Origin of the sequence: Nonomuraea sp. N2-4H, from assembly GCF_045291505.1 — a bacterium.
In the GTDB taxonomy this organism is placed as follows: Bacteria; Actinomycetota; Actinomycetes; order Streptosporangiales; family Streptosporangiaceae; genus Nonomuraea; species Nonomuraea fastidiosa.
The window spans coordinates 5,677,390-5,700,794 of sequence record NZ_CP147987.1; the positions used below are offsets into that span (position 1 = coordinate 5,677,390).

The following is a 23,405-nucleotide window of genomic DNA, read 5'->3' on the forward strand; positions in this document are numbered from 1 at the left end:
CACAGGAAGATCAACAAGGTTAGGGTGAGTGTGCGAAACTACAGCAGAAAAGACGATTCAGGGTCGGGCGAGCGCCACCTGGCGAGGACACAGACTGGGTAATGCACCCTAAGGAACCGGGGAAACCTCCAGAACCGGAAGAGCGTAAACCCTCTGGGAAGGCCGCGCGTCCCACTGATGTGACCACCGAAACCCTTCTGGCCGACAGGTCGATGGGGGCGGTGCCGGTCGGGTGGGATGCCGACATGGCCGTGACGGCGCTGTACAGCGCTCATTTTCGGTCGTTGGTGCGTCTCGCTGTGTTGCTGGTGCGCGACATAGCAACAGCTGAGGAAGTCGTGCAGGATGCGTTCGTCGCCATCCATGGTGCCTGGCGCAGGCTGCGCGACCCCGACAAAGCACTTGCCTACCTGCGCCAGTCTGTCGTCAACCGGTCCCGGTCAGTGCTGCGCCACCGCGCGGTCGTCGAGAAGTATGCTCCGAAAGGTCTGCCTGACGCGCCGAGTGCCGAAAACGGCGCCATCGGGGAGCTGGAACGTTCTGCTGTGATCGAGGCGTTACGTGCCCTGCCCACCCGACAGAGAGAAGCACTGGTTCTACGCTACTACGGTGATCTGTCCGAAGCTGAGATCGCTCACGCCATGGGCATCAGCAAGGGGGCGGTCAAGAGCCACACGGCACGTGGCATGGCCGCCTTGCGATCGGTCCTGGAGAAGATGTCATGACCCAGCCCCCCGACGAGTACGGCGACCTGCTGCGCCGTGCGCTCCGCGCGGAGGCGGACGCGGTCGTGCCCTCGCCGGACGGACTGGAGATCATCCGTGCTCGCATCGAGCGGCGCAACGTACGAAGGCTGTTCTGGTGGCGAGCGGGGGCGGCCGCGGCCGGCGCGGTCCTGGTGGCCGGCACGATCGTGCTGGCCGTCCCCGGCCTGCGCTCCCAGATCATCGACCGGGCTCCCGTGCAGGTCGTGGACGATGAGACGACCAAGGTGCCGTCCAACTCCTCGACCACCCGCTCCATCGACCCGCCGGTCACCAGTGTCCTGCCCCGCCAGTCCCATCCGGTGGTGCTGCCGCCCGCCACGTCGGAGCCCGCGACCCCCAAGGTGACCCGCAAGGCCGACTCGACCAGCAGGCCGTCACCTACTCCCACGCCCACCCCCACCCCCTGTCCGTCGGCGCTCGCCGATGAAGCCGAGCCGCCGGCCGACTGCCCCACGCTCTCGCCGTCGCCCACGCCGACGCCGAGCCCCACGATGATCGAGACGTCCGCGCCGCCGTCGCCGTGCCCGCCCGAGGAGTGCCCTCCCGAGGACGTGATGACCGAGACGCCGCCCGTCGAGGCGTCCACGCCGCTGCAGGACACGCAGCCCACGCCCTGAACAGGCCCTGAAAAACAGGCCCTGAAAAACAGGCGCTGAAAAACAGGCCCCGAAAAACAGGCACTGAAAGACGCCCTGAAGAGCGTCAGAGGCTCACCAGCGCCCCGTACGGCTGAACAGGACGGACGCCGCCGCCACCCCCGCCGTGGACGTGCGCAGGACCGTCGGGCCGAGCAGCACGGGCGCCGCCTTGGCCGCCGTGAACCTGGCCAGCTCCTCCTCCGAGACCCCGCCCTCGGGGCCGACCACCATGACGATGTCGCCCTCGGCGGGCAGCGCCACGCCCGACAGCGGCTCGGTGGCCTCCTCGTGCAGCACCAGGCCCAGCGCGGCCTCCGACAGCAACCGCTCGACCTGGGCGGTGGAGGCGAGGTCGGCCACCTCGGGCAGGTGGAAGCGGCGGGCCTGCTTGCCGGCCTCGCGCGCGGTGGAGCGCCAGCGGCCCAGTGCCTTGGCGACCTTATCGCCCTTCCACTGGGTGATGCTGCGCGCGGCCGCCCACGGCACGATCACGTCGACGCCGGCCTCGGTCATCATCTCCACGGCCAGCTCGCCTCTGTCGCCCTTGGGCAGGCCCTGGACGACCGTCAGCCGGAGCGCCGGCCGTTCGACGTCGTAGCGGCGCAGCACGTCGAGCCGGAGCCTGTCCTTCAGCGTCTCGCGTACGACGCACTCGGCCACCGCGCCCGCGCCGTCGGTGAGGTCGACGCGCTCACCGGGCCGCAGCCGGCGCACGGCGGCCGCGTGCCGCCCCTCGGGGCCCTCCAGCGTCAGCTCGGCCCCGTCGAGGCGCTCGCGCTCGCAGAGGAAGACCGGCGCCGTCACCGGCCGTTGAAGGCGTCACGCAGGCGGGAGAAAAAACCCTGCTGACCCGGTGCGAACTTGCCAGGCGGGCGCTCCTCACCTCGCAGCCTGGCCAGCTCGCGCAGCAACTCCTCCTGAGCGGAGTCGAGGCGGGTCGGCGTCTCGACGTTGACGTGGATGAGCAGGTCGCCCCTGCCGGACTCGTTGAGCCGCTGGACGCCCCTGCCGTACATGGTGATGACCTGGCCGGACTGCGTGCCTGGCCGGACGTCGACCTCTTCGGTGCCGTCGAGGGTGTCCACCGTCAGCACGGTGCCGAGCGCCGCGGCCGTCATCGGGATCTGCACGGTGCAGTGGAGGTCGTCACCGCGCCGTTCGAAGATCTCGTGGGGCCGCTCGGCGATCTCCAGGAACAGGTCTCCGGGCGGGCCGCCGCCGGGGCCGACCTCGCCCTCGCCGGCGAGCTGGATGTGGGTGCCGTCCTCGACGCCCGCGGGGATGCGGACCTTGATCGTACGGCGGGTGCGCACCCGGCCGTCGCCGGAGCACTCCTGGCAGGGGTGGCGGATGATGGTGCCGAAGCCGCCGCACTGCGGGCAGGGACGCGAGGTCATGACCTGGCCCAGGAAGGACCGCGTGACCTGGGAGATCTCGCCGCGCCCGCTGCACATGTCACAGGTGTCGGGGTGGGTGCCGGGTGCGGTGCCGGCCCCGTGGCAGACGTCGCAGAGCACGGCCGTGTCCACGGCGAGCTCGCGGGTCGTGCCGAAGGCCGTCTCGCGCAGGTCGAGCTCGACCCTGATCGTGGCGTTGCGGCCCCTGCGGGCACGCGAGCGCGGCCCCCTGGCACCGGTGGCGGTGCCGAAGAAGGCGTCCATGATGTCGCTGAACGGGAAGCCCGCTCCGAACCCGCCGGCACCGGCGCCCGCTCCCGCACCGCCGCCGCCGAAGGGGTCGCCACCCAGGTCGTACATCTGGCGCTTGTTCGGGTCGGACAGCACCTCGTAGGCCTGCGTGATCTCTTTGAACCGCTCCTGGGTGTCAGGATCGGGGTTCACGTCAGGGTGCAGCTCGCGAGCGAGCCGGCGGTACGCCTTTTTGATCTCGTCCTGACTTGCGTCACGGCGCACCCCGAGGGTGGCGTAGTAGTCGCTGTTTGCCACTTATCGACCTCTTATGATGCAGCCAGGATCTGGCTGACGTAGCGTGCCACCGCGCGTACGGCGCCCATCGTCACGGGGTAGTCCATCCTGGTCGGGCCCAGAACGCCGAGCCGGGCGAGTTGGTTGTCGCCAGAACCGTATCCGGTCGCGACGACGGATGTGCCCCGCAGGTAGGGGTTTTCCGATCCGATGCGCACGGTGAGCGCGGACGGGGTGTCTGAGGATGTCTCGCCGAGCAGCCGCATGAGGACGACCTGCTCCTCAAGCGCCTCCAGCACGTCGCGCAGACCGGTGGCGAAGTCGGCGCCGGCGAGGTTGGCCGCTCCGGCGAACACGACCTTCTCGTCGTGCCGTTCGACCAGCGTCTCGAGCAGCACGGAGAGGATCGTCGCCGCGGCGGGCCGGTCTTCGACGGGAAGCCTTTCCGGCAGGTCGGCGACCAGCTCGGGCACGGCGCTCAAGCCGCAGCCGTCGAGGCAGGCGTTGAGCACGGCGCGCAGGTTGGCGATGCGGTGGTCCTCCACCACTTCCGGCAGCTCCACCACCCGCTGCTCGACGCGGCCGGTGTTGGTGATGAGCACGAGCATGACCCGCCGCTCGGTCAGGGGAACGAGCTCGACGTGCCGGACCGTCGAGCGGGTGAGCGTCGGGTATTGGACGACCGCGACCTGCCGGGTGAGCTGCGCCAGCAGCCGGACCGTACGGGTGACCACGTCGTCGAGGTCGACGGCGCCCGCGAGGAACGTCTCGATGGCCCGCCGCTCGGCCGCCGACAGCGGCTTGACCTGCGAGAGCCGGTCGACGAACAGGCGGTAGCCCTTGTCCGTCGGCACGCGGCCCGCGCTGGTGTGTGGCTGGGTGATGTAGCCTTCCTCCTCCAGCGCGGCCATGTCGTTCCTGACCGTCGCCGGGGAGACCTTCAGATTGTGACGCTCGGCCAGCGCCTTGGAGCCCACCGGTTCGTTGGTGGACACGTAGTCTTCGACAATGGCCCGGAGCACCGCCAGCTTCCGATCGTCGAGCACGTGCTCACCTCCTGCCTCTGTCCCTTACAGGAACGTGGTGTCTAGCACTCTGTGTTCCCGAGTGCCAAGTGTACGGCTCTCGGTCACAAGGTGCGATAACACCGCGTCCCAACTGCTTCTGGCTTCCTGAGAGCAGCAGGCCTCACACTTGCCCTCATGACCGACGATTCCCGGCCCCCGACGTACGGCCCGCCGCCCGGCCACGGACCGGCACCGTACGGACAGCCGCCGTGGCAGCCTCCGCAGGAACCACCCCAATACGGCCGGCAGCCCGTACCTCCACAGGGCCCACCGCCGTACGGTGGCCCGGGTCAGTTCGGCCCGCCATCTCAGTACGGACAATACGGCCAACAGACCCAATTTCCACCACGAATCGACTCCAAAGCCATAAAGCCCAGCCTGTGGTGGATCGCGGCCGCCTGGGGAGTGTTCCTGGCCTGCGCGGCGGCCGGGATCGTGCTGTTCGCGAACGGTATGGGCGCCGCCTCTGACCTGGTGCCCAAACAGACGTTCGCGTCCGGCGAAAAGATCACGGTGACGGTGGACCCGGCCGACAAGCCCGGCGTCTACCTCGCGAGCGACACCCAGGTCACCTATGACTGCTCCATCAGCGGGGACGCCAAGCTGGCCAAGACCCCCGACCGGCGGATGATCGAGGCGGGAGACGCGGTCTGGGAGCAGTTCCTCGTGATCAACGCCCCGGCCAAGGGCGACTACGAGCTGACCTGCGTCAACGAGGAGAAGGCCACCGTGCGCTACGGCGTCGGCCGCGACTCCTACTCCGTCGTGACCGGTCTCGCCGACGGCATGATCACCATCATCGCCGTCTCGGGCGCCGGGCTGCTCGCCGCCGTCGCAGGCACGATCGTCGTCCTCGTCCGCCGCAGCGGCGCCCGCAAGCGCCTTGCGGTCAGCGGGTGATTTGCTACGGTCCCCCCTGTGTACGAGGGCGATGTTCTGGCGGGAAACTGGCGGCGGCCGGGCAAGGGGAAGATCCCCAAGGTGCCCGCCGAGCGGGACCTCGTCGTGGAGGACGCCGACAGCGGCTTCTGCGGCGCCGTGGTGGCGTGCGACAAGGAGGCCGTCACCCTTGAAGACCGGTTCGGCAACCGCCGGCTCTTCCCGCTCGCGCCCGCCGCGTTCCTGCTCGAGGGCAAGCCCGTCACGCTGATACGCCCTGCCGCGCCCGCCCCCGCGGGCCCCAGGCGCAGCGCGTCGGGCTCCATCGCCGTCGAGGGCCTGCGGGCGCGAGTGGCCCGGCAGAGCCGCATCTACGTCGAGGGCGTCCACGACGCCGCGCTCGTCGAGAAGATCTGGGGCCACGACCTGCGGGTCGAAGGCGTGGTCGTCGAATACCTCGAAGGCATCGACCACCTGCCCGCCATCGTCGAAGAGTTCCGCCCCGAGCCGGGGCGGCGGCTCGGCGTGCTCGTCGACCACCTGGTGCCCGGCTCCAAGGAGAGCCGGATCGCCGCCGAGATCACCTCCCCCGATGTGCTCGTGGTCGGCCACCCGTTCGTCGACATCTGGCAGGCGGTCAAACCGTCCGTGCTGCGCATCCCGGCCTGGCCGGAGGTGCCGCGCGGCGTGCCGTGGAAGGAGGGTGTCATCGCCGCGCTGGGCTGGCGCATGGAGCCCGCGGAGGCGTGGCGGCGCATCCTCGGCGCCGTCTCGACGTACACGGACCTGGAGCCGGCGCTGCTCGGCCGGGTCGAGGAGCTGATCGACTTCGTTACGGAGGCACCATGAGCCAAGACCCCCATGCCGGCCAGGACCCGCCCCGACCTTCCCCCGACGACGACGCGACCCGCAAGGTGAGCGCGGCGGACGCCGACGCCACCCGCAAGTTCTCCCCCGCCGACATGCCGCCGCCCGCGCCGGGCTCTGGCCCGCAGCCGGGCCCGCCGCCGTACGGACAGCAGCCCGACTCCGCACCCGGCTACGGCGCACCATCTGATTCCGCACCCGGCTACGGCCCGCCATCCGACTCCCCACCCGGCTACGGCACGCAGCCCGGTTCGACGCCCGGCTCGGCCCCTGGTTACGGCGCGCAACCCGGCTCCGCACCCGGCTACGGCGCACAGCCCGGTTCAACCCCCGGGTACGGGCAGCAACCCCCCTCCTACGGCGGGCAGATCCCCTACGGGCAATTGCCCGGCTCGGCGCCCCAGTACCAGCAGCAGCCGCCCACCGACTACGGGCAGCCCGGTTACGGCCAGCCCGATTACGGCCGGCAGGGCCCCTACGGCGCGCCCGGCGGCTACGGCCAGCCAGGCGGCCACCCCGGCGGTTACGGCCGTCCCGGATACCCGCCGCCCCCGCCCGGGTACGGATACGCCCAGCCGCCCGGCCAGCCGTACATCCCCGGTCGCTTCGGCCCCCGCCCTGGCTCCGACGACAACAGCATGGCGATGCTCAGCCACCTGCTGGGCCTGCTGGTCTCCTGGATCGGCCCGCTCATCATCTACCTGGTGCGCAAGGACCAGTCCCCCTACGTCAGGGACCACGCTGCCGGTGCGCTGAACTTCGAGCTCACGATGTTCATCGGCTACATCGCATCGACGTTCCTGATGTTCTTCTTCATCGGCTTCCTGACGCTGCCGGCGATCTACGTGGTGTCGCTGATCTTCCACATCCAGGCGGCGGTGGCGGCCAACAAGGGCAAGCACTACCGCTACCCGATCGCCATCCCCTTCGTCACCTGAACCAGCCGTCACCTGAACCAGCAGATCCCTGACCGGGGCATCGGTCTACGCCAGGAGATCCCCCGGCCAGGGCGTCGATTCAGACCAGGAGATCGATCCTGATCAGGGCGTCGGCCTGGACCAGCCGGCTCAGGGCAGGCCCCCTGACCGAGCCGTCGGCCTGGACCAGCCGGACTGCGTCAGATCGGTCGGTCAGTCGGCGGCGTCAGGCCACTCGAATCAGACCGGCGAGACCAGTCGGTTAGGACCAGCCGGCTGCAGACCAGGAGATCCCTGACCAAGGCATCGGCCAGCAGCCTGCCCTGGAGGGTCAGCACCATGCGGCCCGCCTTGAACGGCTCGGGCTCCAGCAGCCCCCTGGCGAGCGCGCTCGCCACCGCGGGCCGCGCGGCGGGCGCGACCTCGGCCAGCGGGTAGCCGGACGACAGCCGTAGCTCCAGCATGAGGCGTTCGGCGGCGCGGTCGTCGGGCCCGAGCACCTCGCGGGCGTGGGCGGGCGAGGTGCCGGCGGCCAGCCGCTGGGCGTAGGCGGCGGGGTGCTTGACGTTCCACCAGCGGGTGCCGCCGACGTGGCTGTGCGCTCCTGGGCCGGCGGCCCACCAGTCGCCGCCGGTCCAGTAGAGCAGGTTGTGGCGGCAGCGGGCGTCCTGCGACGCCGCCCAGTTGGACACCTCGTACCACTCGAACCCGGCCTGCGACAGCAGCTCGTCGGCGATCAGGTAGCGGTCGGCGGCCACGTCGTCGTCGGGCATCGGCAGCTCGCCGCGCCGGATGCGCGCCGCCAGGCGGGTGCCCTCCTCGACGATCAGCGAGTACGCCGACACGTGGTCGGGACCCGCCTCGATCGCCGCGCTCAGCGACGCCCGCCAGTCGTCGTCGGACTCGCCCGGTGTGCTGTAGATCAGGTCGAGGTTGACGTGCTCGAACCCTGCTTCCCTGGCCTCCCGTACTGCCGCGGCCGCTCTGCCGGGCGTGTGGCGGCGGTCGAGCACCTGCAGGACGTGCTCTCGTACGCTCTGCATGCCGAAGCTGACGCGGTTGAACCCGCCGTGGCGCAGCTTCTCCAGCGACGACGGATCCACCGACTCGGGGTTGGCCTCGGTGGTGACCTCGGCGTCCGGCCGCAGCCCGAACTCCGAGCCGATCGCGGCGAGAATGCGCGCCAGGTCCTCAGGGGGCAGCAGCGTGGGGGTGCCGCCGCCGAAGAACACCGTCTCCACCGGCAGGTCCGTCTCGCCCAGGACGCGCCGCGCCAGCCGGATCTCCTCGATCACCGTGTCGGCGTAGTCGCGCTGCGAGGCCCCGGGGCCCAGCTCGGCGGCGGTGTAGGTGTTGAAGTCGCAGTAGCCGCAGCGGGTCAGGCAGAACGGCACGTGCACGTAGAAGCCGAACGGCCGCTCGCCGAGGCCTTGCAGGGCACTGTCGGGCAATTCGCCGGAGGCGGGCGCGGGATCACCGTCAGGCAGGATGGATGGCACCCCTCCAGTGTGCCCGCCCCTCACAGTGCTCCGCCCCACCCAAGCCCGCCCGGTGCCAGCCCGCAGCAGCCGCGCCCGCCGGGTGGTCACGCCGCGCGAGGGCCGCCCCACACGCACCCGCCGGTGCTAGCGCCGTTGAGAGCCGCCCCGCCAGGACACGAGCCGCGCCACCGTCCCGCCCCCGCAAGAGCCGCCCTACCGGTGCTCACGCTGGGCAGGAGCCACTCCCGCCCGCACACAAGCCGCACCACCGTCCCCGCGCCCCGCAGGAGGAGCCCCACCGCGTCAGAGCCGCGCACCGCACCAGGCCCGATCCTTACGCCCCTCGCCACGCGGGAGCCGCGCCCGCCGTGCTCGCACCCACGCCGCGCAGGAGTTGCCGCCGCCGTGGCAGCACGCGCCACACCCACCACCCGCTCGTCCCCGCGCCTCACGCGCAAGAGTCGATTGCCCGGATCCGCCACAGGTATCGACGCCTTTCCCACCAGCGAGACACACAAGCAAGCCAGCCCTCGCCGAGGCGGCGACGAGGGTCGTTGACGTCGGCGAGGGGCCGCTCTACGATCGCGTTCAACTTATAGGAAAGTTTCCTATTTGTAGGCGTCCGGGAGCGGCCCCGTGAAGAAGAAGATCCTCATCGCAGTGTCACTCTTACTCGGCCTCACGCTGATCTCCGTACCGGCAGAGGCCCGCGCCGCCGGGTTCAACCGGGTCGCGTACTTCATCCAATGGGGCGTCTACGGGCGCGACTACCACGTCAAAGACGTGCACACCACCGGGGCCGCCGCCAAGCTCACCCACCTCAACTACGCGTTCGGTTTCGTGAGCGCCGACGCCACCTGCTACTCCTCCGACCCGTGGGCCGACTGGCAGCGCCCCGTACCGGCCGAGCAGAGCGTCGACGGCGTCGCCGACGAGCCCGGACAGGCGCTCAACGGCAACCTCAACCAGCTCCGCAAGCTCAAGGCCAAGCACCCCCACCTCAAGGTGATGATCTCGCTGGGCGGCTGGACCGGCTCTGCGTCCTTCTCCGACGCCGTCCTCACCCCCGAGCGGCGCTCCGCACTCGCCCGTTCCTGCATCGACATGTGGCTGCGCGGCAACCTGCCCGGCCTCGAGCCCGGCGCGGCCGCCGGCATCTTCGACGGCATCGACCTCGACTGGGAATGGCCGGGCTCGGCCGGCGCCGAAGGCAACGTGGTCAGGCCCGAGGACAAGCGCAACTTCACGCTGTTCGTGGCCGAGCTGCGCCGCCAGCTCACCGCGTTCGACCGTAAGGCGCAGCTCACCGCGTTCCTCCCGGCCGCCGCCGCCAAGATCGACGCGGGCTTCGAGGTACGCGAGGTCTTCAAGCACCTCGACTTCGCCACCCTCCAGGGCTACGACCTGCACGGCACCTGGGAGCAGCAGACCGCGCACCACGCCAACCTGTTCACCGACCGCCGCGACCCGAGCCCGGTCAAGTTCAGCGTGGACCAGACCGTACGTGACTACCTCACCCGCGGCGCGCCCGCCCGCAAGCTCGTGGTGGGCGTCCCCGCGTACGGGCAGGGCTGGACCGGGGTCCCCGCCCGCGGCAAGGGCCTCTACCAGCCCGCCACCGGCGCCGCCCCCGGCAGGTGGGCCGACGGTGTCGAGGACTATAAGGACCTGGTGAACAAGCCCGGCAAGCGCCACCGCGACCTGGGCACCGGCGCGCTGTGGCTGTACGACGGCAACGAGTTCTGGTCGTACGACGACCCGGCCGTGATGCTGCAGAAGGCGGCCTACATCCGGCTGAAGGGGCTCGGCGGGGCGATGCTGTGGTCGATCGACCAGGACGACGCCCGCGCCTCGCTCACCTCGGCCCTCTACACCGTGCTCCGCTGACCGCCCCGGCCGTCACGGGTGCGGGCTGTCCAGGTCGAACGCCACATCGGCGAGCCGGATCGTCCGCACCCGCGGGTCCTTGAGCAGTTCGCGCAGATTGCGGACTGAGCTGAGGCCGTCCACGTAAGCGTGGGCGAGCCCGGCTCGCGCCGCCTCGCGCAACCGCTTGAGGCTCAGGTCGAACGAGCGCAGGTTGGCGTCGTCGTGGTCGCGCAGCAGGCCGACCCGGCTACGGAACCGTGAGCAGCCGGCGCTGCTGTTCGGGCAGCCGCTCCAGCGCGTCGCGCACGTCCATCGCCGCGACGTGCAGCGGGGGCACGCCCAGCTCGTCGGGGCTGGGAAGCTCCAGCTCGCGGCGGTTCCTCCGTACGTGGTCGAGCAGGACATTACGGGCGATTGTGAGCAACCACGCGGCCGCGTTCCCGCCGCGCCAGCCGAGCAGCGCCCTGGTCGCCTTGACGAACGTCTCCTGCGCCAGGTCTTCGGCGAGATGCGGGTCGCGGGTCCTGCGCAGTAGGAACCCGCACACGAGCGGCCAGTGCTCGCGGTAGAGCTCCTCGATGATGTCGCCCTCCGAACGGTTTCGATGGTCATGTCACATACAGACGCCATCGACCCCGCAATGGTCACACCCTCCCAAAAGCCAATCCCCAGCACCCCTGCTCGCCAACTGCCCCTGCCCGGCCTAAGAGGCCACACCCCTCCCTCCGCCTTCGAACGGCCGCTCTCTGAAAAGACGCCGCGCCCCACCCTCGATCGACCACGACCCCGGCAAAAACGCCGCACCCCACCCCCGAACAACCACCACCCCGGCTAAGACGACGCGCCCTACCCCGAAGGACCGCTATTCCGGACCAAGAGGGGGCACCCCGCCCGCCCCAACGTCCCACTCCGGCCGAGAGGCGTCCCCCACCCGACCCAACCGTCCCTGCTCCAGACCGAGAGGTGGCTCCCCACCGAGCCCGACAGCCCCACTCCAGACACCTCCACCCGGCCGGACCCCGGCTGGTCGGGGAGACACGTCAAGCGAAGCGAAGCACCCCGCACCCACGGAGCACCCCGCACCCAGGAGCGCCACGCCCGGGCTGGGAGCACCGCGCCCTCAGCCCCACCGGCACCGGCACCAGCACCAGTCCGCACCATCGTGGACGGCCCCAGCGTGCACGGCCGGGGGTACGGACGCCGTGGTGGGCGCGGCCCACGGGACGCCACGCCAGCGGGCGCGACTCCCGAGACGCGCTCCTGACAGGTGCGGTGCAGTCCCGGGAGGCGACGTCGGGCGAGCGCAGCCCACCAGGTCCAGCCTCTCGCAGCCACCTCCACCCCGACACCAGCCACCACCACCCACCCCACCGTCCGCCGACCAGCCACTCACCAGCCACTCACCAGCCGCCAACCGCCACCACCGACCGCCAACCGCCAAACCTGCCCACAAGAGAGCCCGCCCCGAGCCGGAAGTCCGACCTCGGAGCGGAAGCCCGACACCGGAGCGGAAGCCCGACACCGGACAGGAAGCCCGACCTCGGGCCGGACACCGGACAAAGCCGACACCGGCGAGCCGGACAGAAAGCCGACACCGGCGACACCGAGCAGGGAGCCCGACACCGGCGACACCGAGCAGGAAGCCCGACACTGAACCGACACATCAGGATCGTCAGGAAGACCAGGAACGTCGGGAACATCTCCACCCCCGGGTGGAGATGCACGAACCTCAACCCGCAGGTCGATCCGCGTCGCCGACCCCGTCCCTACCGTCACGTGACATGAATTCCGCTGTCACACCCCTGCTGATCGTCCTCGTCCTCGCCTACGCCATCTACCGCCAGTTCAAGACCCGCCCAGCCGACCGCTCGGCCGTCCTCTACATCTCGCTTGCCCTGATCGTGTTCGGCCTCGTCTCGGGCGGCGTCCTCGACTCCGACCACCTCGGCCCCAGCGTCTTCATGCTCGCCATCGAAGTGGTGACCGCCGTAGGGCTCGGGGTCCTGCGCGCGATGACCGTACGCATCTGGGCCGACGCCAAGGGAGTCGCCTGGTCGAAGGGCACCGGCTGGACCCTGCTGGCCTGGCTGGCCTCGATCGCGGTACGTGTGGCCGAGCAGTTCGCCGGCAGCGCCATGGGCCTGACCGTCGCAGCCGGCGGCATCATGGTCTTCGTCGGCCTGACCCTGGCCACGCAGTCGCTGGTGGTGTCGTCTCGGGGACGTGCGCTTTTCGGTTCCGGTACCGGGTCCTATAGCGTCGAACGGTGATGCACGTTTCGCCCAGACCCTCCCCCGCATCCTGCGGCTGGTCGCGATCGTGCTGGTCGGCGCGGCCCAGGCCCGGACCGCGCTCACCGCAGGCCCGCCGGGCATCATCTTGGGCTGCGCCCTGGTGCTCGCCCTCGCCCTGGCCCTGCTCCCCTTCAGAGTCGCCGGCCGGAGCTCGGCGGACACGCCCCTCCCGACGGTCGCCCTCGCCGTCGCCACGGTCATCGCCGCCGTCCTGCACGACATGATCCCGAACGGCGCCGCCGCCCTCGTCGTGCTCGCCTGCGTCGTGGCCGCCACCAGCCGCCTGCCTCTCCAGAAGTCGCTGGTGATCGCCCTGACGGCGATCGTCGCCCTGCTCGTGACGGGCGCGATCACCGGTGACGTCTCGAAGAACCTGACCCTCGCGTTCAGCACCAGCCTGGTCTTCCTGATCACGTACGCCGCCGGGCAGCGCAAGGCCATCAGGCAGGCCGAGGCCAGGGAAGCCGTGCTCGCCGAGCGGGCCAGGATCGCCAGGGAACTCCACGACATCCTCGCCCACTCCCTGTCCGCCCAGCTCGTCCACCTGGAGGGCGCCAAGCTGCTGCTGCGTGCCGAACGTACCGAGGAGGCGCTCGACCGCGTCGTACGCGCCCGCGACCTCGCCAAGTCGGGCCTGGAGGAGGCCAGGCGCGCGGTGGCCGCCCTGCGTGAGGACCCGCCGGAGCTGCCCACCGCCCTGCGGCGGCTCAAGGAGGAGTTCGAGAGCACCACCCACCTGCCCTGCACGCTGCGCATCTCCGGCCCCGAACGCCGCCTCACCCCGGAGGCCGAGCTGGCCCTGACCCGCACCGCGCAGGAAGCCCTCACGAACATCCGCCGCCACGCCCCCGGCGCCCCCGCCACCATCGACCTCACCTTCTCCCCCACCTGGTGCGACCTCCGCATCACCAACCCACCCCCAACCGTCACCCCACCCGAGCGCCCATCGCCAGACCACGCCACTCAGCCGGCACTCCTCGCTAGACACCGCACCCGAGCACCAGGCCGCTCGGCAACACCCTCTGCTAGACGCCTCCCCTGAGCGCCCCTCACCGGACACCACCACCCAGCACCCCTCTCCGAACGCCGCATCCGAGCACCCTTCACCGAGCAGCCCCTCCCCCAGCGCTACTCACCGATCGTGGCCCCAGCCGAGGGCCAATCACCGGACGGCTCCTCAGCGAGGCGCCGCACGCTCAGCGAACCGGCGGAAGCGGCGGAAGCGGCGGCCGAGCATCGGTCGCTGGGCGGCGGTCACGGCCTCATCGGCATGCGTGAACGCGCCGAACTCCTCGGCGGCACCCTCACGGCAGGCGCCGACGACCAAGGATTCACGGTCCACCTCAGGGTTCCGGCATGATCGCACCGACCATCCCTCCCGCCCCTGCCTTGGCACGTGACGCTGCCCCCACTCCAGCGAGCGAAGGACGGGGCGTTTGCTCGGCTGCGATGGTTTGGGAGGTGGCCGGATGACCAGGGTGGTCGTCGCCGATGACCAGGCCGTGGTGCGGGAGGGGCTGGTGCTGCTGCTCGGCCTGCTGCCCGGCATCGAGGTGGTCGGCGCGGCGGGCGACGGCGAGGCGGCTCTACGGCTGGTCGAGTCGGAACGGCCGGACGTGGTCCTCATGGATCTGCGCATGCCTCGCATGGACGGCGTGGAGGCAACTCGCCGGATCCGTGCCGCCCATCCCGGCACGCAGGTCGTGGTGCTGACCACGTACTCGGATGACGAGTCGGTCTTCGCCGCACTCCGGGCAGGCGCGCGTGGCTTCCTCACCAAAGACGCCGAGGCCGAGGACATCGCCAAGGCCATCGCCACCGTCATGCGCGGCGACGCCCAGCTCGACCCCACCGTGCAGCGCCGTCTTCTGGACACCATGTCCCAGCCCACCTCATCGCTGTCCACTACGCCTTCTTCCATCGCGTCTCCTCCTGCCGGTTCCTCCCCCGCCGCACCACCGACTCCTGACACCCTTCCTGCCGGCGCGTCGCTTTCCGACGGCTCTGGTCCTGATGTGCTTCCTCCTGGCGTCGCCTCTTCCGACACGTCGGGTCCAGGCGTGGGCCCCGACGAGCCCGTGTCGAACGTGCGTCGCCCGGACATGCGCCGCTGGGACGTGCACGGTTCGGGGGCGCGCCCTGCCGACCCGCACGCCTCACATGCGCGCCCGGCGGAAGCGGGCCCGGCAGATGCGGGCTCGATAGGCGCAGGCTCAGCGGGCACGGGTCCGACGGGCTTCGGGGTCCACCCGTCACCCGCGCCCTCTTCGGGGACGGGCCTTTCAGACGCGCAGATTGCAGGGGTACGCCCTCCCGGCCCAGATGTACCGGTCTCTAACTCGGATGCACGGCTCGCCAGCGCGGACGGACGGCTCTCCGACGCGCCTCCGGCCCAGCACCGGCAGCGTTCCGCCGGACGACGGGCCCGGCGGAGCGACGTCTCCCTACCCGACGGCCTGACGCCACGCGAGGGCGAGGTGCTGATGCTCATCGCCGAGGGGCTGTCGAACGCCGAGATCGCCGCCCGGCTCTTCATCACGGAAGCCACCGTGAAGACGCACATCAACAACCTGTTCGCCAAGGCGAGGCTGAGGGATCGCGCCCAGGCAGTCACGTACGCCTACCGCCACGGCCTCGTCACCCCTGGCTGAGGCCCCCTTGCTGCCGCTCGCCGAGCTTCTCGCCGGACCCGCCGTTGAGCTGGGACTCCTCGTCAAACCCGGCGAGCTGTAAGAGGGTCTCAAGGGCCGCCTGCCGGGTCTCCTCGACCGAGCCGCCACGCTCGCCGAAACACTCGGCCGCCACGTCGAGCAACATCGCCACCACCGCCGCATCCGGATAGGGGACATCGACCAGCACAGTGCCGTCGGCCGCCTCTTCGGCCTCACCCACGTGGCGCCTCAGCAGCCGTCGAGTCTCCTCAGCCACGGCAACCCCTAGAACGGCTGCACGCTCGAAACGCTCAGAAGCAATCACGTCACCCTCCAGTCGCACAGGTGTTCGGAGAATGAAAGGTAGACGACGCCACCGACAAAATCGGCCCTGCAGCGGGCACCCAAACAACCGGCGCGGCCGGGTGATCGGGCGGGCAGCCGCACCACCTCACGCCGTCCGGCAACCAAGCAATCGGTACGGCGAAGCAATCGGTACGGCTGGGCAGGCGAGCCGACTCACGCCCGCGCCACCAGCCCCCAGACAGCCAGCGCGGACGGGCAGGGGCCGCCCCCACCCAGCCCAGCGCCCAGGTGACCAGGCCGGACGCTCATTGAAGTCCCTTGTGCCAGGCAACCAGGTACCAGGCAACCGGCGCGGCCGAGCAGGCGAGCCGACTTACGGCGCCCACGACGGCGGGACCGTACGCTGGGAGCTCGGCCCGGGCACCGGCCACGGCGCGCGCCTGGTCTTCAGCCACGCGGCCAGACCGGCGCCCGCCCAGGCATCCGGCTGCGCACGGCCGGGCGAGGCCCCTCGCGTGCGGGACAACCGAGCACCAGGCGTGGCCGGGCGGTCAAGCGCCTCACATCGTCCAGCGACCACGCCGCCTCGCTCCGCTCAGCAACGGGCCCAGCAACCAGCAGGACTCGGCGCGGCCGGGCAGCCAATCACATCGATCTGGCCACCAAGCCATCTCGCGCCGTCAGACGACCACACCGCCTCGCTCCGCTCGGCAACAGGCCGGACGATCAGCAGGCCCCACCGCCGGTCGCACAGCTCTCGTGTCCGCCTCTCTCCAGGCGACACGGGCCGACACGCGATCACATCGCCGACCGGTTAGCCTCGAACCGTGTCAGACCCCCTCATCAGCGTCGATTCCCTCACGGTCGAGCTCGGGGGCAACCCCGTACTGCGTGACCTGTCCTTCACCGTCGCGCCGGGTGAGATCGTGGCGGTGGTGGGGCCGAACGGTTCCGGCAAGTCCACTCTGCTGCGCTGCCTGGCCGGGTTGCAGCCTGCCACCGCCGGTGAGGTACGCGTGTTCGGGGAGGCCCCGGCCGACGATGCACGCTTCTGGGGCCGCGTGGCGCTGTTGAGCGATGAGCCCGCCTGGTATCCGGGGCTCACCGCGCGCGAGCACCTGGAGCTGATGGGCGCCGTGCACACTGCCGCCCGCATGACCGTGGACGCGGCGCTGGAGACGTTCGCGCTGGTGGAGCGGGCGGACGCCGCCCCGCTGAACCTTTCGACCGGCCAGCGTCAGCGCCTCGCCCTGGCCGCCGCGCTGCTCAGACCGAGCTCGTTGCTGCTTCTCGACGAGCCGGAACGCGGCCTCGACGCTCAGTTCCGCGCCGCTCTGGCCGACCTGCTCGACGAGTACGCCGCCGAAGGCGGCACCGTGGTCCTGGCCACCCACGACCAGGATCTGGCCGACCACGGCCGTCGCATCCTCCCATCGGGCATCCCCGCATGACCGGCCGCAAGCGCCGCGTTCTCCCGTCGAGCGTCCGCGGCATGACCGGACACGACCGCGTTCCTGCATCGGACGTCCACGCATGACCGGCCCCATCACAGCCACATGTCTCCGCCACCCCGCATCACCTGCGATCTCCTGCCTTCCCGCATCGGCGTCTCGGCCGTCCGCCAACGCACGGGCATCTCGATGAGCCTTCCGACGTGCACGGCAGCCCTCGGGTACCGTCCTGGCGCGGGCAGCTCGGCAGGCCGTCCCCACGGCGTCAGTTCACGACACGGCGAAGGCCGGCTCCACGGCGTCGGTTCACGACACGGCGAAGGCCGGCTCCACGGCGTCGGTTCACGACATGGCGAAGGCCGTCCCACGCCACAACAACGGGGCCGGAGCGTGCCCGTTCCCGCAGCCGTTCCACCTGACGTCCACCCCGCCGCCACCCCACCGAGGACCATCCGATGACCGAGATCGGTGTACGGGCCGTCCGGGCGTATCTGCGCTCCCGCGGCCCCGCGCCCGCCAGCCTGCTCGACCGTTACGTCTCCGGGTTCTGCCTGCTCATGGCCATCGTGGTCCTGGGGCAGCCGCTGGCGGGGGTGCTCGCGGGGCTGGCCGAGCCGGTCGATCCCGACCGCATGGGAGCGGGGGTGGCGCTGCTCACGCTCGCCCTGTGCGGGTTCCTGGCGGGTGCGCGCGCGGCGGGGCCGGTGGCGATGTCGGCCCCTGACGCGTCCTGGCTGCTGCTCTCCCCGCTGAGCCGGCGGCATCTGCTCGCCCGTCCGGTCAGGACGCTGGGCTTGGTGGTGCTGGCGGCGGGTCTGCTGTTCGGGGTGGGGCTGGCAGCGGTGCTGGGCGCGCCCGATCAGCTCGTGTGGCGGGTGCTCGCCGCGCTGGTGCTGGGCGTGGCGGCGACCGTGGGCGGTACGGCGCTGGCGGTGCTCGGCCAGGCCGACCAGCCGGAGCGGTTCGGGCAGGCGGCGGTACAGCCGGGACGGCTTGGGCAGACGGCTCGGTCGTGGCGGCTCGGGCAGGTGCAGGCGTGGCAGCTGTGGCTGACCGGGGTGATGGCCGCGCTGCTGGTGCTGGCAGTGGTGGCGGTGACAGGTCAGTTGCGTACGGTGCTCACCACGGTCGCGCACGCACCCCTTGCGGCGCTGGCCGCCGCCGCGGCCGGGGCGGTCGTGGGGGCGGGGCTACTGGCCCGGCACGCGTGGCGTTCGCTCGACCGCATCCCCGCCCGTACGCTCCTGGCCGCCTCCACCCGCGCCGGGCACGTCGCGAACGCCACCACGTCGCTCGACCCGAGCACGCTCACCTGGATCGCCGAGGACAACCACTGGCGGGCCAGGAAGCTCACCTCCCGCCGCTGGCCCGTGCTGCCGGCGCCGCTCGCGCTCGCCTGGCAGGACTGGCGGCGGCTGGCACGCAGGCCGGGACGGCTCGCGCTGATCGCGGGTACGGCGGTGCCGCCCGCGATCCTGGGTCAGGCGGGCGCTCCTGTGGCGGTGCTCGCGATCGCGGTGCTGATGGGCGGTCTCGCCGTGGCCGCGACCGCCACTTCGGGTGCCCGGCGGGACGCCGACAACCCGGCTCTGGCCAGGCTCATCGGAACGCCGTTCCGCGCGACGCTGGCCGCCCGCGCAGTGCTGCCCGCCCTGCTGAGCGGCGTCTGGACGGCGTTGGCCCTGCTGCTGATGAGCCTGCAGGCGGCGAGCGTCCCGGCGGCGGCCGATGCCGCAGCCGTCTTCGCGGGTGACACAGCCGTCGCCACAGGTGACTCGACCGTCTTCGCAGGTGACACAGCCGTCTTCGCGGGCGACTCGGCCGTCTTCTCGGGTGACGCGGCCGTCTTCGCCGGAGATGCGGTCGGCGTCGCTCTGAGCGGATCCTCGGGCGCGCTCCTAGGCGAAGGCGTGGGCGCCGCAGCGGGTCAGGCCTTGCCGGTCGGTACGGCGTGGTTGTTCGGGCCGCTGGTCGGGCCCGCCCTGGCCGCCGGGGCGCTGCGGATGGCCAGGCGTGAGCCGGTCGATCACACGATGCCGGTCATCGAGACGCCGGGCGGCGCTATCCCCACCGGGCCGCTGAAGTGGGCGGCGACGGGGCCGGATCTGGCCCTGGCCGGCAGCCTGCCCGCCCTGGTCGCGCTGACCTCCCCAGGCGTTCCTCTGGCCACCTGCCTCGCCGTCCAGGCCGTCTGGGGCGCGGTGGTGCTGGCGGCCTACGTCCGGCGCACCCGGTCCCGATGAGCGCCGTCACACATCAAGCGGTGCGGAAATCGGTCAGGCCACGTACAGGTCGCTGGGCACGCCGCCGTACGGGATCGTGCGCTCCCTGCGCATCCCGGCCCGCTCGGCGACCCTGCGGGACGGTTCGTTGATGTCGCGGATGACCGCGACCACCGTCCCCAGTTCCTTGCCCACGTCGAGGGCGGCGCGGACGAGTTCGAGTGCGTAGCCGTGCCCCCACGCGGACGGGCGGAAGCGGTAGTAGAGGTTGAGCACGTGCCGGTCGTCCACCACGGCGTGGCGCAGCCCGCCGAAGCCGAGTACGTGCTGCGAGTCGTGGGGCCGGGCGGCCCAGTAGCCGAGGCCGCGCTCGTCCCAGTCGTCGAGCCACAGGCCGAGCATGGCACGGCTGGACTCGATGTCGGTGATGGGGCCGCTGGGGTGGTAGACGCTGGTGCGCGGGTCGGAGTGGATCTCGTGTACGGCGTCCAGGTCGTCAGCCGTCACCCGGGAAAGGACCATACGCGCCGTCTGCACCACTTCCATGCATTCAGGGTATTTCGCCGGGCTCGGCGGGCGGCACGAACCCCGACAAAGGGCGCCGAGGCCTAGCGAGGCGCCCCAGACCCCGGCAAAGGGCTCAGGAGCCCAGCAAAGAGCGTCACAGCCCCGACAAAAGGCGGCCGAGCCCCGGCGAGTCCCCTACTTCTTGGGCTTGTCGGCGCTGGAGTCGGTGGACAGCGCGGCGACGAAGGCCTCCTGAGGCACCTCGACCCGGCCGACCATCTTCATCCGCTTCTTGCCTTCCTTCTGCTTCTCCAGCAGCTTCCGCTTACGCGAGATGTCACCGCCGTAGCACTTGGCGAGAACGTCCTTGCGGATGGCCCTGATGTTCTCGCGCGCGATGACCCGTGCCCCGATGGCCGCCTGGATGGGCACCTCGAACTGCTGCCGGGGAATCAGCTCGCGGAGCTTCTTGGCCATGTCGACGCCGTACGCGTACGCCTTGTCCTTGTGGACGATGGCGCTGAAGGCGTCGACCGCCTCGCCCTGCAGCAGGATGTCGACCTTGACCAGGTCGGCCTCCTGCTCGCCCGCCGGCTCGTAGTCGAGCGAGGCGTAGCCGCGGGTGCGCGACTTGAGCTGATCGAAGAAGTCGAAGATGATCTCGCCGAGCGGCAGCGTGTAGCGGATCTCGACGCGGTCTTCGGACAGGTAGTCCATGCCGAGGAGCTGGCCGCGCCGCCCCTGGCAGATCTCCATGATCGCGCCGATGAACTCGGCCGGCGCGAGGATCGTGGACTTGGTGACCGGCTCGAAGACCTGCGCGATCTTCCCGCCCGAGGGGAACTCGGAGGGGTTGGTGACCGTGAACTCCTTGCCGTCCTCCATCACCACGCGGTAGATGACGTTGGGCGCGGTGGAGATCAGCGACAGGCCGAACTCGCGCTCCAGCCGTTCGCGCACGATCTCCATGTGCAGCAGCCCGAGGAAGCCGACGCGGAAGCCGAAGCCGAGCGCCGCCGACGTCTCCGGCTCGTAGATCAGCGCGGCGTCGTTGAGCTGAAGCTTGTCGAGCGCCTCGCGCAGCTCCGGGTATTCGTCGCCGTCGATCGGATAGAGGCCGGAGAACACCATCGGCTTGGGGTGCTCGTAGCCGGCCAGCATCTCGTCGGCGGGCCGCGCGGCCGAGGTCACGGTGTCGCCGACCCGCGACTGGCGGACGTCCTTCACGCCGGTGATGAGGTAGCCCACCTCGCCCACGCCGAGCCCGAGCTCGGCGGGCTGGGGCTCGGGCGAGATGACGCCGATCTCCAGCGTCTCGTGGGTGGCGTTGGTGGACATCATGAGGATGCGCTCGCGCTTGCTCAGATGGCCGTCGACGACCCTGACGTACGTCACCACACCCCGGTAGGTGTCGTAGACGGAGTCGAAGATGAGCGCCCTGGCCGCCGCGTCGGCGTCGCCGACGGGTGCGGGCACCGCCTCCACCACGTGGTCGAGCAGCTCGCGCACGCCCTCGCCGGTCTTGCCCGACACCTTGAGCACGTCGGAGGGGTCGCACCCGATGAGGCCGGCCAGTTCTTCGGCGAACTTCTCCGGCTGCGCCGCGGGCAGGTCGATCTTGTTGAGGACCGGGATGATGTGCAGGTCGGCGTTCATGGCCAGGTAGAGGTTGGCCAGCGTCTGCGCCTCGATGCCCTGGGCGGCGTCGACCAGCAGGATCGCGCCCTCGCACGCCTGCAGCGACCGCGAGACCTCGTAGGTGAAGTCGACGTGGCCGGGCGTGTCGATCATGTTGAGCACGTGGCCGTTCCACGGCAGCCGCACGGCCTGCGACTTGATCGTGATGCCGCGTTCGCGCTCGATGTCCATCCTGTCGAGGTATTGGGCCCGCATCGTGCGGTCGTCGACCACGCCGGTGATCTGCAGCATCCGGTCGGCAAGGGTCGACTTGCCGTGGTCGATATGCGCGATGATGCAGAAGTTGCGAATCAACGCGGGGTCGGTCTGGCCAGGCTGAGTGCGCACCGAAGTCCGTTTCGACAGGGTTGAGGTCAAGCAGTCTTTCATGGTGACATGCCCGGGTGATTACCCGAACCGTCATCCGCCGCGGCCTGCGCCTGCTCGCGCTTGCCTTGGCCGTCGTGGTCGCGCTGGCGGGCGTCTTAGCCGCAGCGCTCCGGCTTCAGTTTACCGGTGCACCGGCGGCCTGGGCGAAGAGCACCGGCAACGACGCCCTGTGGCTGGGGCATGCCTGGGTGGACGGCCGCCGTACCGAGCGCGACGTCGAGCAGCTCGCGGCGCGGCTCAAGACGACGGGCATCAAGGACGTGTACGTCCACTCCGGCCCGTTCGAGACGGACGGCCGCTTAGACCCCGCCAAATACCCCAACGCCGGAAATTTCGTGAAGTGGCTGCGTGAGCACGCTCCCGGCATCCGCATCTCCGCCTGGCTCGGCCAGCGGGTGGACGGCTTCCTCGACCTCGACGACCCCCGCGCCCGCGCGAACGTCCTGTCCGGCGTCGCCGCCATCATGAAGCAGGGCTTCGACGGCATCCACTACAACTTCGAGCCCATCGGCGACGGCGACACCGACTTCCTCGACCTGCTGGAGCAGACCAGGCGGCACACCGGCCTGCTGTCGGCCTCGACGCCGCAGATCGAGCCCTATCCCGGCCTGCGCCTGGCCGCCAGGGCCGCGATCGGCCACGACAAGTACTGGTCTCAGGGCTTCTTCGAGCAGGTCGTGGCGCGGGTGGACCAGGTGGCGGTCATGACGTACGACTCGTACCTGCCCGCCCAGTCCCTGTACGGCGGCCACGTCGCCCGCCAGGCCCGGCTGGCGCTCGACCTGGTGCCGGAGGACAAGGCGCTCTACATCGGCGCGCCCGCCTACCATGACCACGGCGCGCCCTGGCTGGACGCCGCCGAGAGCGTGGCGATGGCCGCGGAGGGCGCCCGGCTCGCGCTCACCGACCACGGCAGGCGCGAGCGGTTCGGCCTGGCGCTCTACGTCGACTTCGCCGCGACGGAAGAGGATTGGCGCGAGTACATGACACGATGGCGTTGATTTGAGCAGCCGCCTTGAGTATTGGTAACCTGGCTAACTGCGTGTGGCGCGCCCTCTCTCGAGCCCGCGCGCCCCATCCATCACTCAGACTTTCACCGAGGCTTCTTCGTGGCGAACATCAAGTCCCAGATCAAGCGCAACAAGCAGAACGAGAAGGCTCGCCTGCGCAACAAGGCGGTCAAATCGTCTCTGAAGACGGCCATCCGCAAGTTCCGCGAGGCGGCCGAGCAGGGTGACGTCGAGAAGGCCGTGGCCCTGCAGCGGGCCGCCGCGCGCCAGCTCGACAAGGCCGTCAGCAAGGGTGTCATCCACAAGAACCAGGCGGCCAACCGCAAGTCCGCGATCGCCAAGCAGGCCGCGGCCCTGGCTTCCGCCAAGTAGTAACGGTGCCGTCGCATCGGCGACGGCACCGGCCTCTGAACGCCGTACTCCATTCGCCGGGAGTGCGGCGTTTTTGTCATTTACGCCGTCGTTTTGTCACGGTTTCGATATCACA

Annotated in this window: 23 protein-coding genes; 13 read left to right on the top strand and 10 right to left on the bottom strand. The window is 70.6% G+C overall.

Features of this window, described 5'->3' with window-relative positions; translation table 11 throughout:
- Nucleotides 1-212 precede the first annotated feature (212 nt).
- The gene (locus WBK31_RS25970; protein ID WP_080047132.1) at nucleotides 213-725 is read left to right on the top strand and encodes a SigE family RNA polymerase sigma factor; all 513 of its coding nucleotides are present in this window, start codon (nucleotides 213-215) and stop codon (nucleotides 723-725) included.
- Nucleotides 722-1,384 carry a hypothetical protein gene (locus WBK31_RS25975; RefSeq protein ID WP_364057024.1) on the top strand — a complete coding sequence of 221 codons (663 nt, stop codon included), beginning with the start codon at nucleotides 722-724 and terminating at the stop codon, nucleotides 1,382-1,384. The genes WBK31_RS25970 and WBK31_RS25975 overlap by 4 nt, the downstream gene beginning before the upstream one ends.
- Before the next feature lie 93 nt (nucleotides 1,385-1,477).
- Here WBK31_RS25975 and WBK31_RS25980 read toward each other — a convergent pair whose 3' ends face one another.
- Genes WBK31_RS25980 through hrcA form a run of 3 tightly spaced genes read right to left on the bottom strand, consistent with a single transcriptional unit; the run spans nucleotide 1,478 to nucleotide 4,376 of the window.
- Entirely contained in the window at nucleotides 1,478-2,209 is a 732-nt protein-coding gene (locus WBK31_RS25980) for a 16S rRNA (uracil(1498)-N(3))-methyltransferase (RefSeq protein ID WP_364057027.1), read from the bottom strand.
- Nucleotides 2,206-3,351, bottom strand: coding sequence for a molecular chaperone DnaJ (dnaJ, locus tag WBK31_RS25985; RefSeq protein ID WP_364057030.1), 1,146 nt, complete (start codon nucleotides 3,349-3,351; stop codon nucleotides 2,206-2,208). The genes WBK31_RS25980 and dnaJ overlap by 4 nt, the downstream gene beginning before the upstream one ends.
- A gap of 11 nt (nucleotides 3,352-3,362) precedes the next feature.
- Nucleotides 3,363-4,376 (bottom strand): heat-inducible transcriptional repressor HrcA, encoded by a 1,014-nt coding sequence (hrcA, locus tag WBK31_RS25990; RefSeq protein WP_364057033.1) that lies wholly within the window; start codon nucleotides 4,374-4,376, stop codon nucleotides 3,363-3,365.
- 426 nt (nucleotides 4,377-4,802) lie between these two features.
- Here hrcA and WBK31_RS25995 point away from each other — a divergent pair, with 426 nt between their 5' ends.
- From WBK31_RS25995 to WBK31_RS26005, 3 genes are read left to right on the top strand one after another with little or no spacing between them, the layout of a single operon-like run.
- Entirely contained in the window at nucleotides 4,803-5,297 is a 495-nt protein-coding gene (locus WBK31_RS25995; RefSeq protein WP_406673321.1) for a hypothetical protein, read from the top strand.
- 18 nt (nucleotides 5,298-5,315) lie between these two features.
- Nucleotides 5,316-6,125: a DUF3097 domain-containing protein gene (locus WBK31_RS26000; protein WP_364057039.1), complete on the top strand. Its 810-nt coding sequence runs from the start codon at nucleotides 5,316-5,318 to the stop codon at nucleotides 6,123-6,125.
- The gene (locus tag WBK31_RS26005; RefSeq protein WP_364057042.1) at nucleotides 6,122-7,081 is read left to right on the top strand and encodes a DUF4870 domain-containing protein; all 960 of its coding nucleotides are present in this window, start codon (nucleotides 6,122-6,124) and stop codon (nucleotides 7,079-7,081) included. Before WBK31_RS26000 ends, WBK31_RS26005 begins: the two co-directional genes overlap by 4 nt.
- A gap of 179 nt (nucleotides 7,082-7,260) precedes the next feature.
- Here WBK31_RS26005 and hemW read toward each other — a convergent pair whose 3' ends face one another.
- Entirely contained in the window at nucleotides 7,261-8,559 is a 1,299-nt protein-coding gene (gene hemW, locus WBK31_RS26010; RefSeq protein ID WP_406673322.1) for a radical SAM family heme chaperone HemW, read from the bottom strand.
- Nucleotides 8,560-9,177: 618 nt separating this feature from the next.
- Here hemW and WBK31_RS26015 point away from each other — a divergent pair.
- Nucleotides 9,178-10,428: a glycoside hydrolase family 18 protein gene (locus WBK31_RS26015; protein ID WP_406673323.1), complete on the top strand. Its 1,251-nt coding sequence runs from the start codon at nucleotides 9,178-9,180 to the stop codon at nucleotides 10,426-10,428.
- 12 nt (nucleotides 10,429-10,440) lie between these two features.
- Here WBK31_RS26015 and WBK31_RS26020 read toward each other — a convergent pair whose 3' ends face one another.
- Both WBK31_RS26020 and WBK31_RS26025 read right to left on the bottom strand, forming a co-directional pair.
- On the bottom strand, nucleotides 10,441-10,590 hold the full coding sequence (locus WBK31_RS26020; RefSeq protein WP_364057051.1) for a hypothetical protein: 150 nt from the start codon (nucleotides 10,588-10,590) through the stop codon (nucleotides 10,441-10,443).
- 67 nt (nucleotides 10,591-10,657) lie between these two features.
- Nucleotides 10,658-10,993: an RNA polymerase sigma factor gene (locus WBK31_RS26025; protein ID WP_406675531.1), complete on the bottom strand. Its 336-nt coding sequence runs from the start codon at nucleotides 10,991-10,993 to the stop codon at nucleotides 10,658-10,660.
- 1,198 nt (nucleotides 10,994-12,191) lie between these two features.
- Between WBK31_RS26025 and WBK31_RS26030 the strand changes: the two genes are divergently transcribed.
- Entirely contained in the window at nucleotides 12,192-12,680 is a 489-nt protein-coding gene (locus WBK31_RS26030; RefSeq protein ID WP_406673324.1) for a hypothetical protein, read from the top strand.
- Between the two features lie 49 nt (nucleotides 12,681-12,729).
- Complete coding sequence (locus WBK31_RS26035) at nucleotides 12,730-13,746, top strand: sensor histidine kinase (RefSeq protein WP_406673325.1); 1,017 nt, start codon at nucleotides 12,730-12,732, stop codon at nucleotides 13,744-13,746.
- 135 nt (nucleotides 13,747-13,881) lie between these two features.
- Here WBK31_RS26035 and WBK31_RS26040 read toward each other — a convergent pair whose 3' ends face one another.
- Nucleotides 13,882-14,031, bottom strand: a complete 150-nt coding sequence (locus WBK31_RS26040) for a hypothetical protein (RefSeq protein WP_406673326.1) — start codon at nucleotides 14,029-14,031, stop codon at nucleotides 13,882-13,884.
- 193 nt (nucleotides 14,032-14,224) lie between these two features.
- On the opposite strand from WBK31_RS26040, the gene WBK31_RS26045 reads away from it, so the two are divergent.
- Nucleotides 14,225-15,355: a response regulator gene (locus tag WBK31_RS26045; protein ID WP_378787100.1), complete on the top strand. Its 1,131-nt coding sequence runs from the start codon at nucleotides 14,225-14,227 to the stop codon at nucleotides 15,353-15,355.
- Here WBK31_RS26045 and WBK31_RS26050 read toward each other — a convergent pair.
- A complete protein-coding gene (locus tag WBK31_RS26050; protein ID WP_406673327.1) occupies nucleotides 15,342-15,680 on the bottom strand; it encodes a hypothetical protein in 339 nt (112 codons plus the stop codon). The two genes, WBK31_RS26045 and WBK31_RS26050, sit on opposite strands and share 14 nt — an antisense overlap.
- An 808-nt stretch (nucleotides 15,681-16,488) precedes the next feature.
- On the opposite strand from WBK31_RS26050, the gene ccmA reads away from it, so the two are divergent.
- Nucleotides 16,489-17,112: a heme ABC exporter ATP-binding protein CcmA gene (ccmA, locus tag WBK31_RS26055; protein WP_364057060.1), complete on the top strand. Its 624-nt coding sequence runs from the start codon at nucleotides 16,489-16,491 to the stop codon at nucleotides 17,110-17,112.
- A gap of 455 nt (nucleotides 17,113-17,567) precedes the next feature.
- Nucleotides 17,568-19,355 (top strand): DUF6297 family protein, encoded by a 1,788-nt coding sequence (locus WBK31_RS26060; protein ID WP_364057063.1) that lies wholly within the window; start codon nucleotides 17,568-17,570, stop codon nucleotides 19,353-19,355.
- A 33-nt stretch (nucleotides 19,356-19,388) separates the two neighbouring features.
- Here the strand turns inward: WBK31_RS26060 and WBK31_RS26065 are convergent, their stop codons facing one another.
- Entirely contained in the window at nucleotides 19,389-19,880 is a 492-nt protein-coding gene (locus WBK31_RS26065) for a GNAT family N-acetyltransferase (protein WP_406673328.1), read from the bottom strand.
- A gap of 156 nt (nucleotides 19,881-20,036) precedes the next feature.
- Nucleotides 20,037-21,866, bottom strand: a complete 1,830-nt coding sequence (lepA, locus tag WBK31_RS26070) for a translation elongation factor 4 (RefSeq protein WP_364057069.1) — start codon at nucleotides 21,864-21,866, stop codon at nucleotides 20,037-20,039.
- 56 nt (nucleotides 21,867-21,922) lie between these two features.
- On the opposite strand from lepA, the gene WBK31_RS26075 reads away from it, so the two are divergent.
- Both WBK31_RS26075 and rpsT read left to right on the top strand, forming a co-directional pair.
- On the top strand, nucleotides 21,923-22,909 hold the full coding sequence (locus WBK31_RS26075) for a hypothetical protein (RefSeq protein ID WP_378787094.1): 987 nt from the start codon (nucleotides 21,923-21,925) through the stop codon (nucleotides 22,907-22,909).
- A 108-nt stretch (nucleotides 22,910-23,017) separates the two neighbouring features.
- Nucleotides 23,018-23,290 (top strand): 30S ribosomal protein S20, encoded by a 273-nt coding sequence (gene rpsT, locus WBK31_RS26080; RefSeq protein WP_364057075.1) that lies wholly within the window; start codon nucleotides 23,018-23,020, stop codon nucleotides 23,288-23,290.
- The last annotated feature ends 115 nt before the right edge of the window (nucleotides 23,291-23,405 follow it).

Coding starts and splice junctions, on each gene's coding strand:
- WBK31_RS25970 (WP_080047132.1), top strand. CDS start 213: ATGGGGGCGGTGCCGGTCGGGTGGGATGCCGACATGGCCGTGACGGCG.
- WBK31_RS25975 (WP_364057024.1), top strand. CDS start 722: ATGACCCAGCCCCCCGACGAGTACGGCGACCTGCTGCGCCGTGCGCTC.
- WBK31_RS26005 (WP_364057042.1), top strand. CDS start 6,122: ATGAGCCAAGACCCCCATGCCGGCCAGGACCCGCCCCGACCTTCCCCC.
- WBK31_RS26030 (WP_406673324.1), top strand. CDS start 12,192: ATGAATTCCGCTGTCACACCCCTGCTGATCGTCCTCGTCCTCGCCTAC.
- WBK31_RS26060 (WP_364057063.1), top strand. CDS start 17,568: ATGACCGAGATCGGTGTACGGGCCGTCCGGGCGTATCTGCGCTCCCGC.
- WBK31_RS26065 (WP_406673328.1), bottom strand. CDS start 19,880: ATGGAAGTGGTGCAGACGGCGCGTATGGTCCTTTCCCGGGTGACGGCT.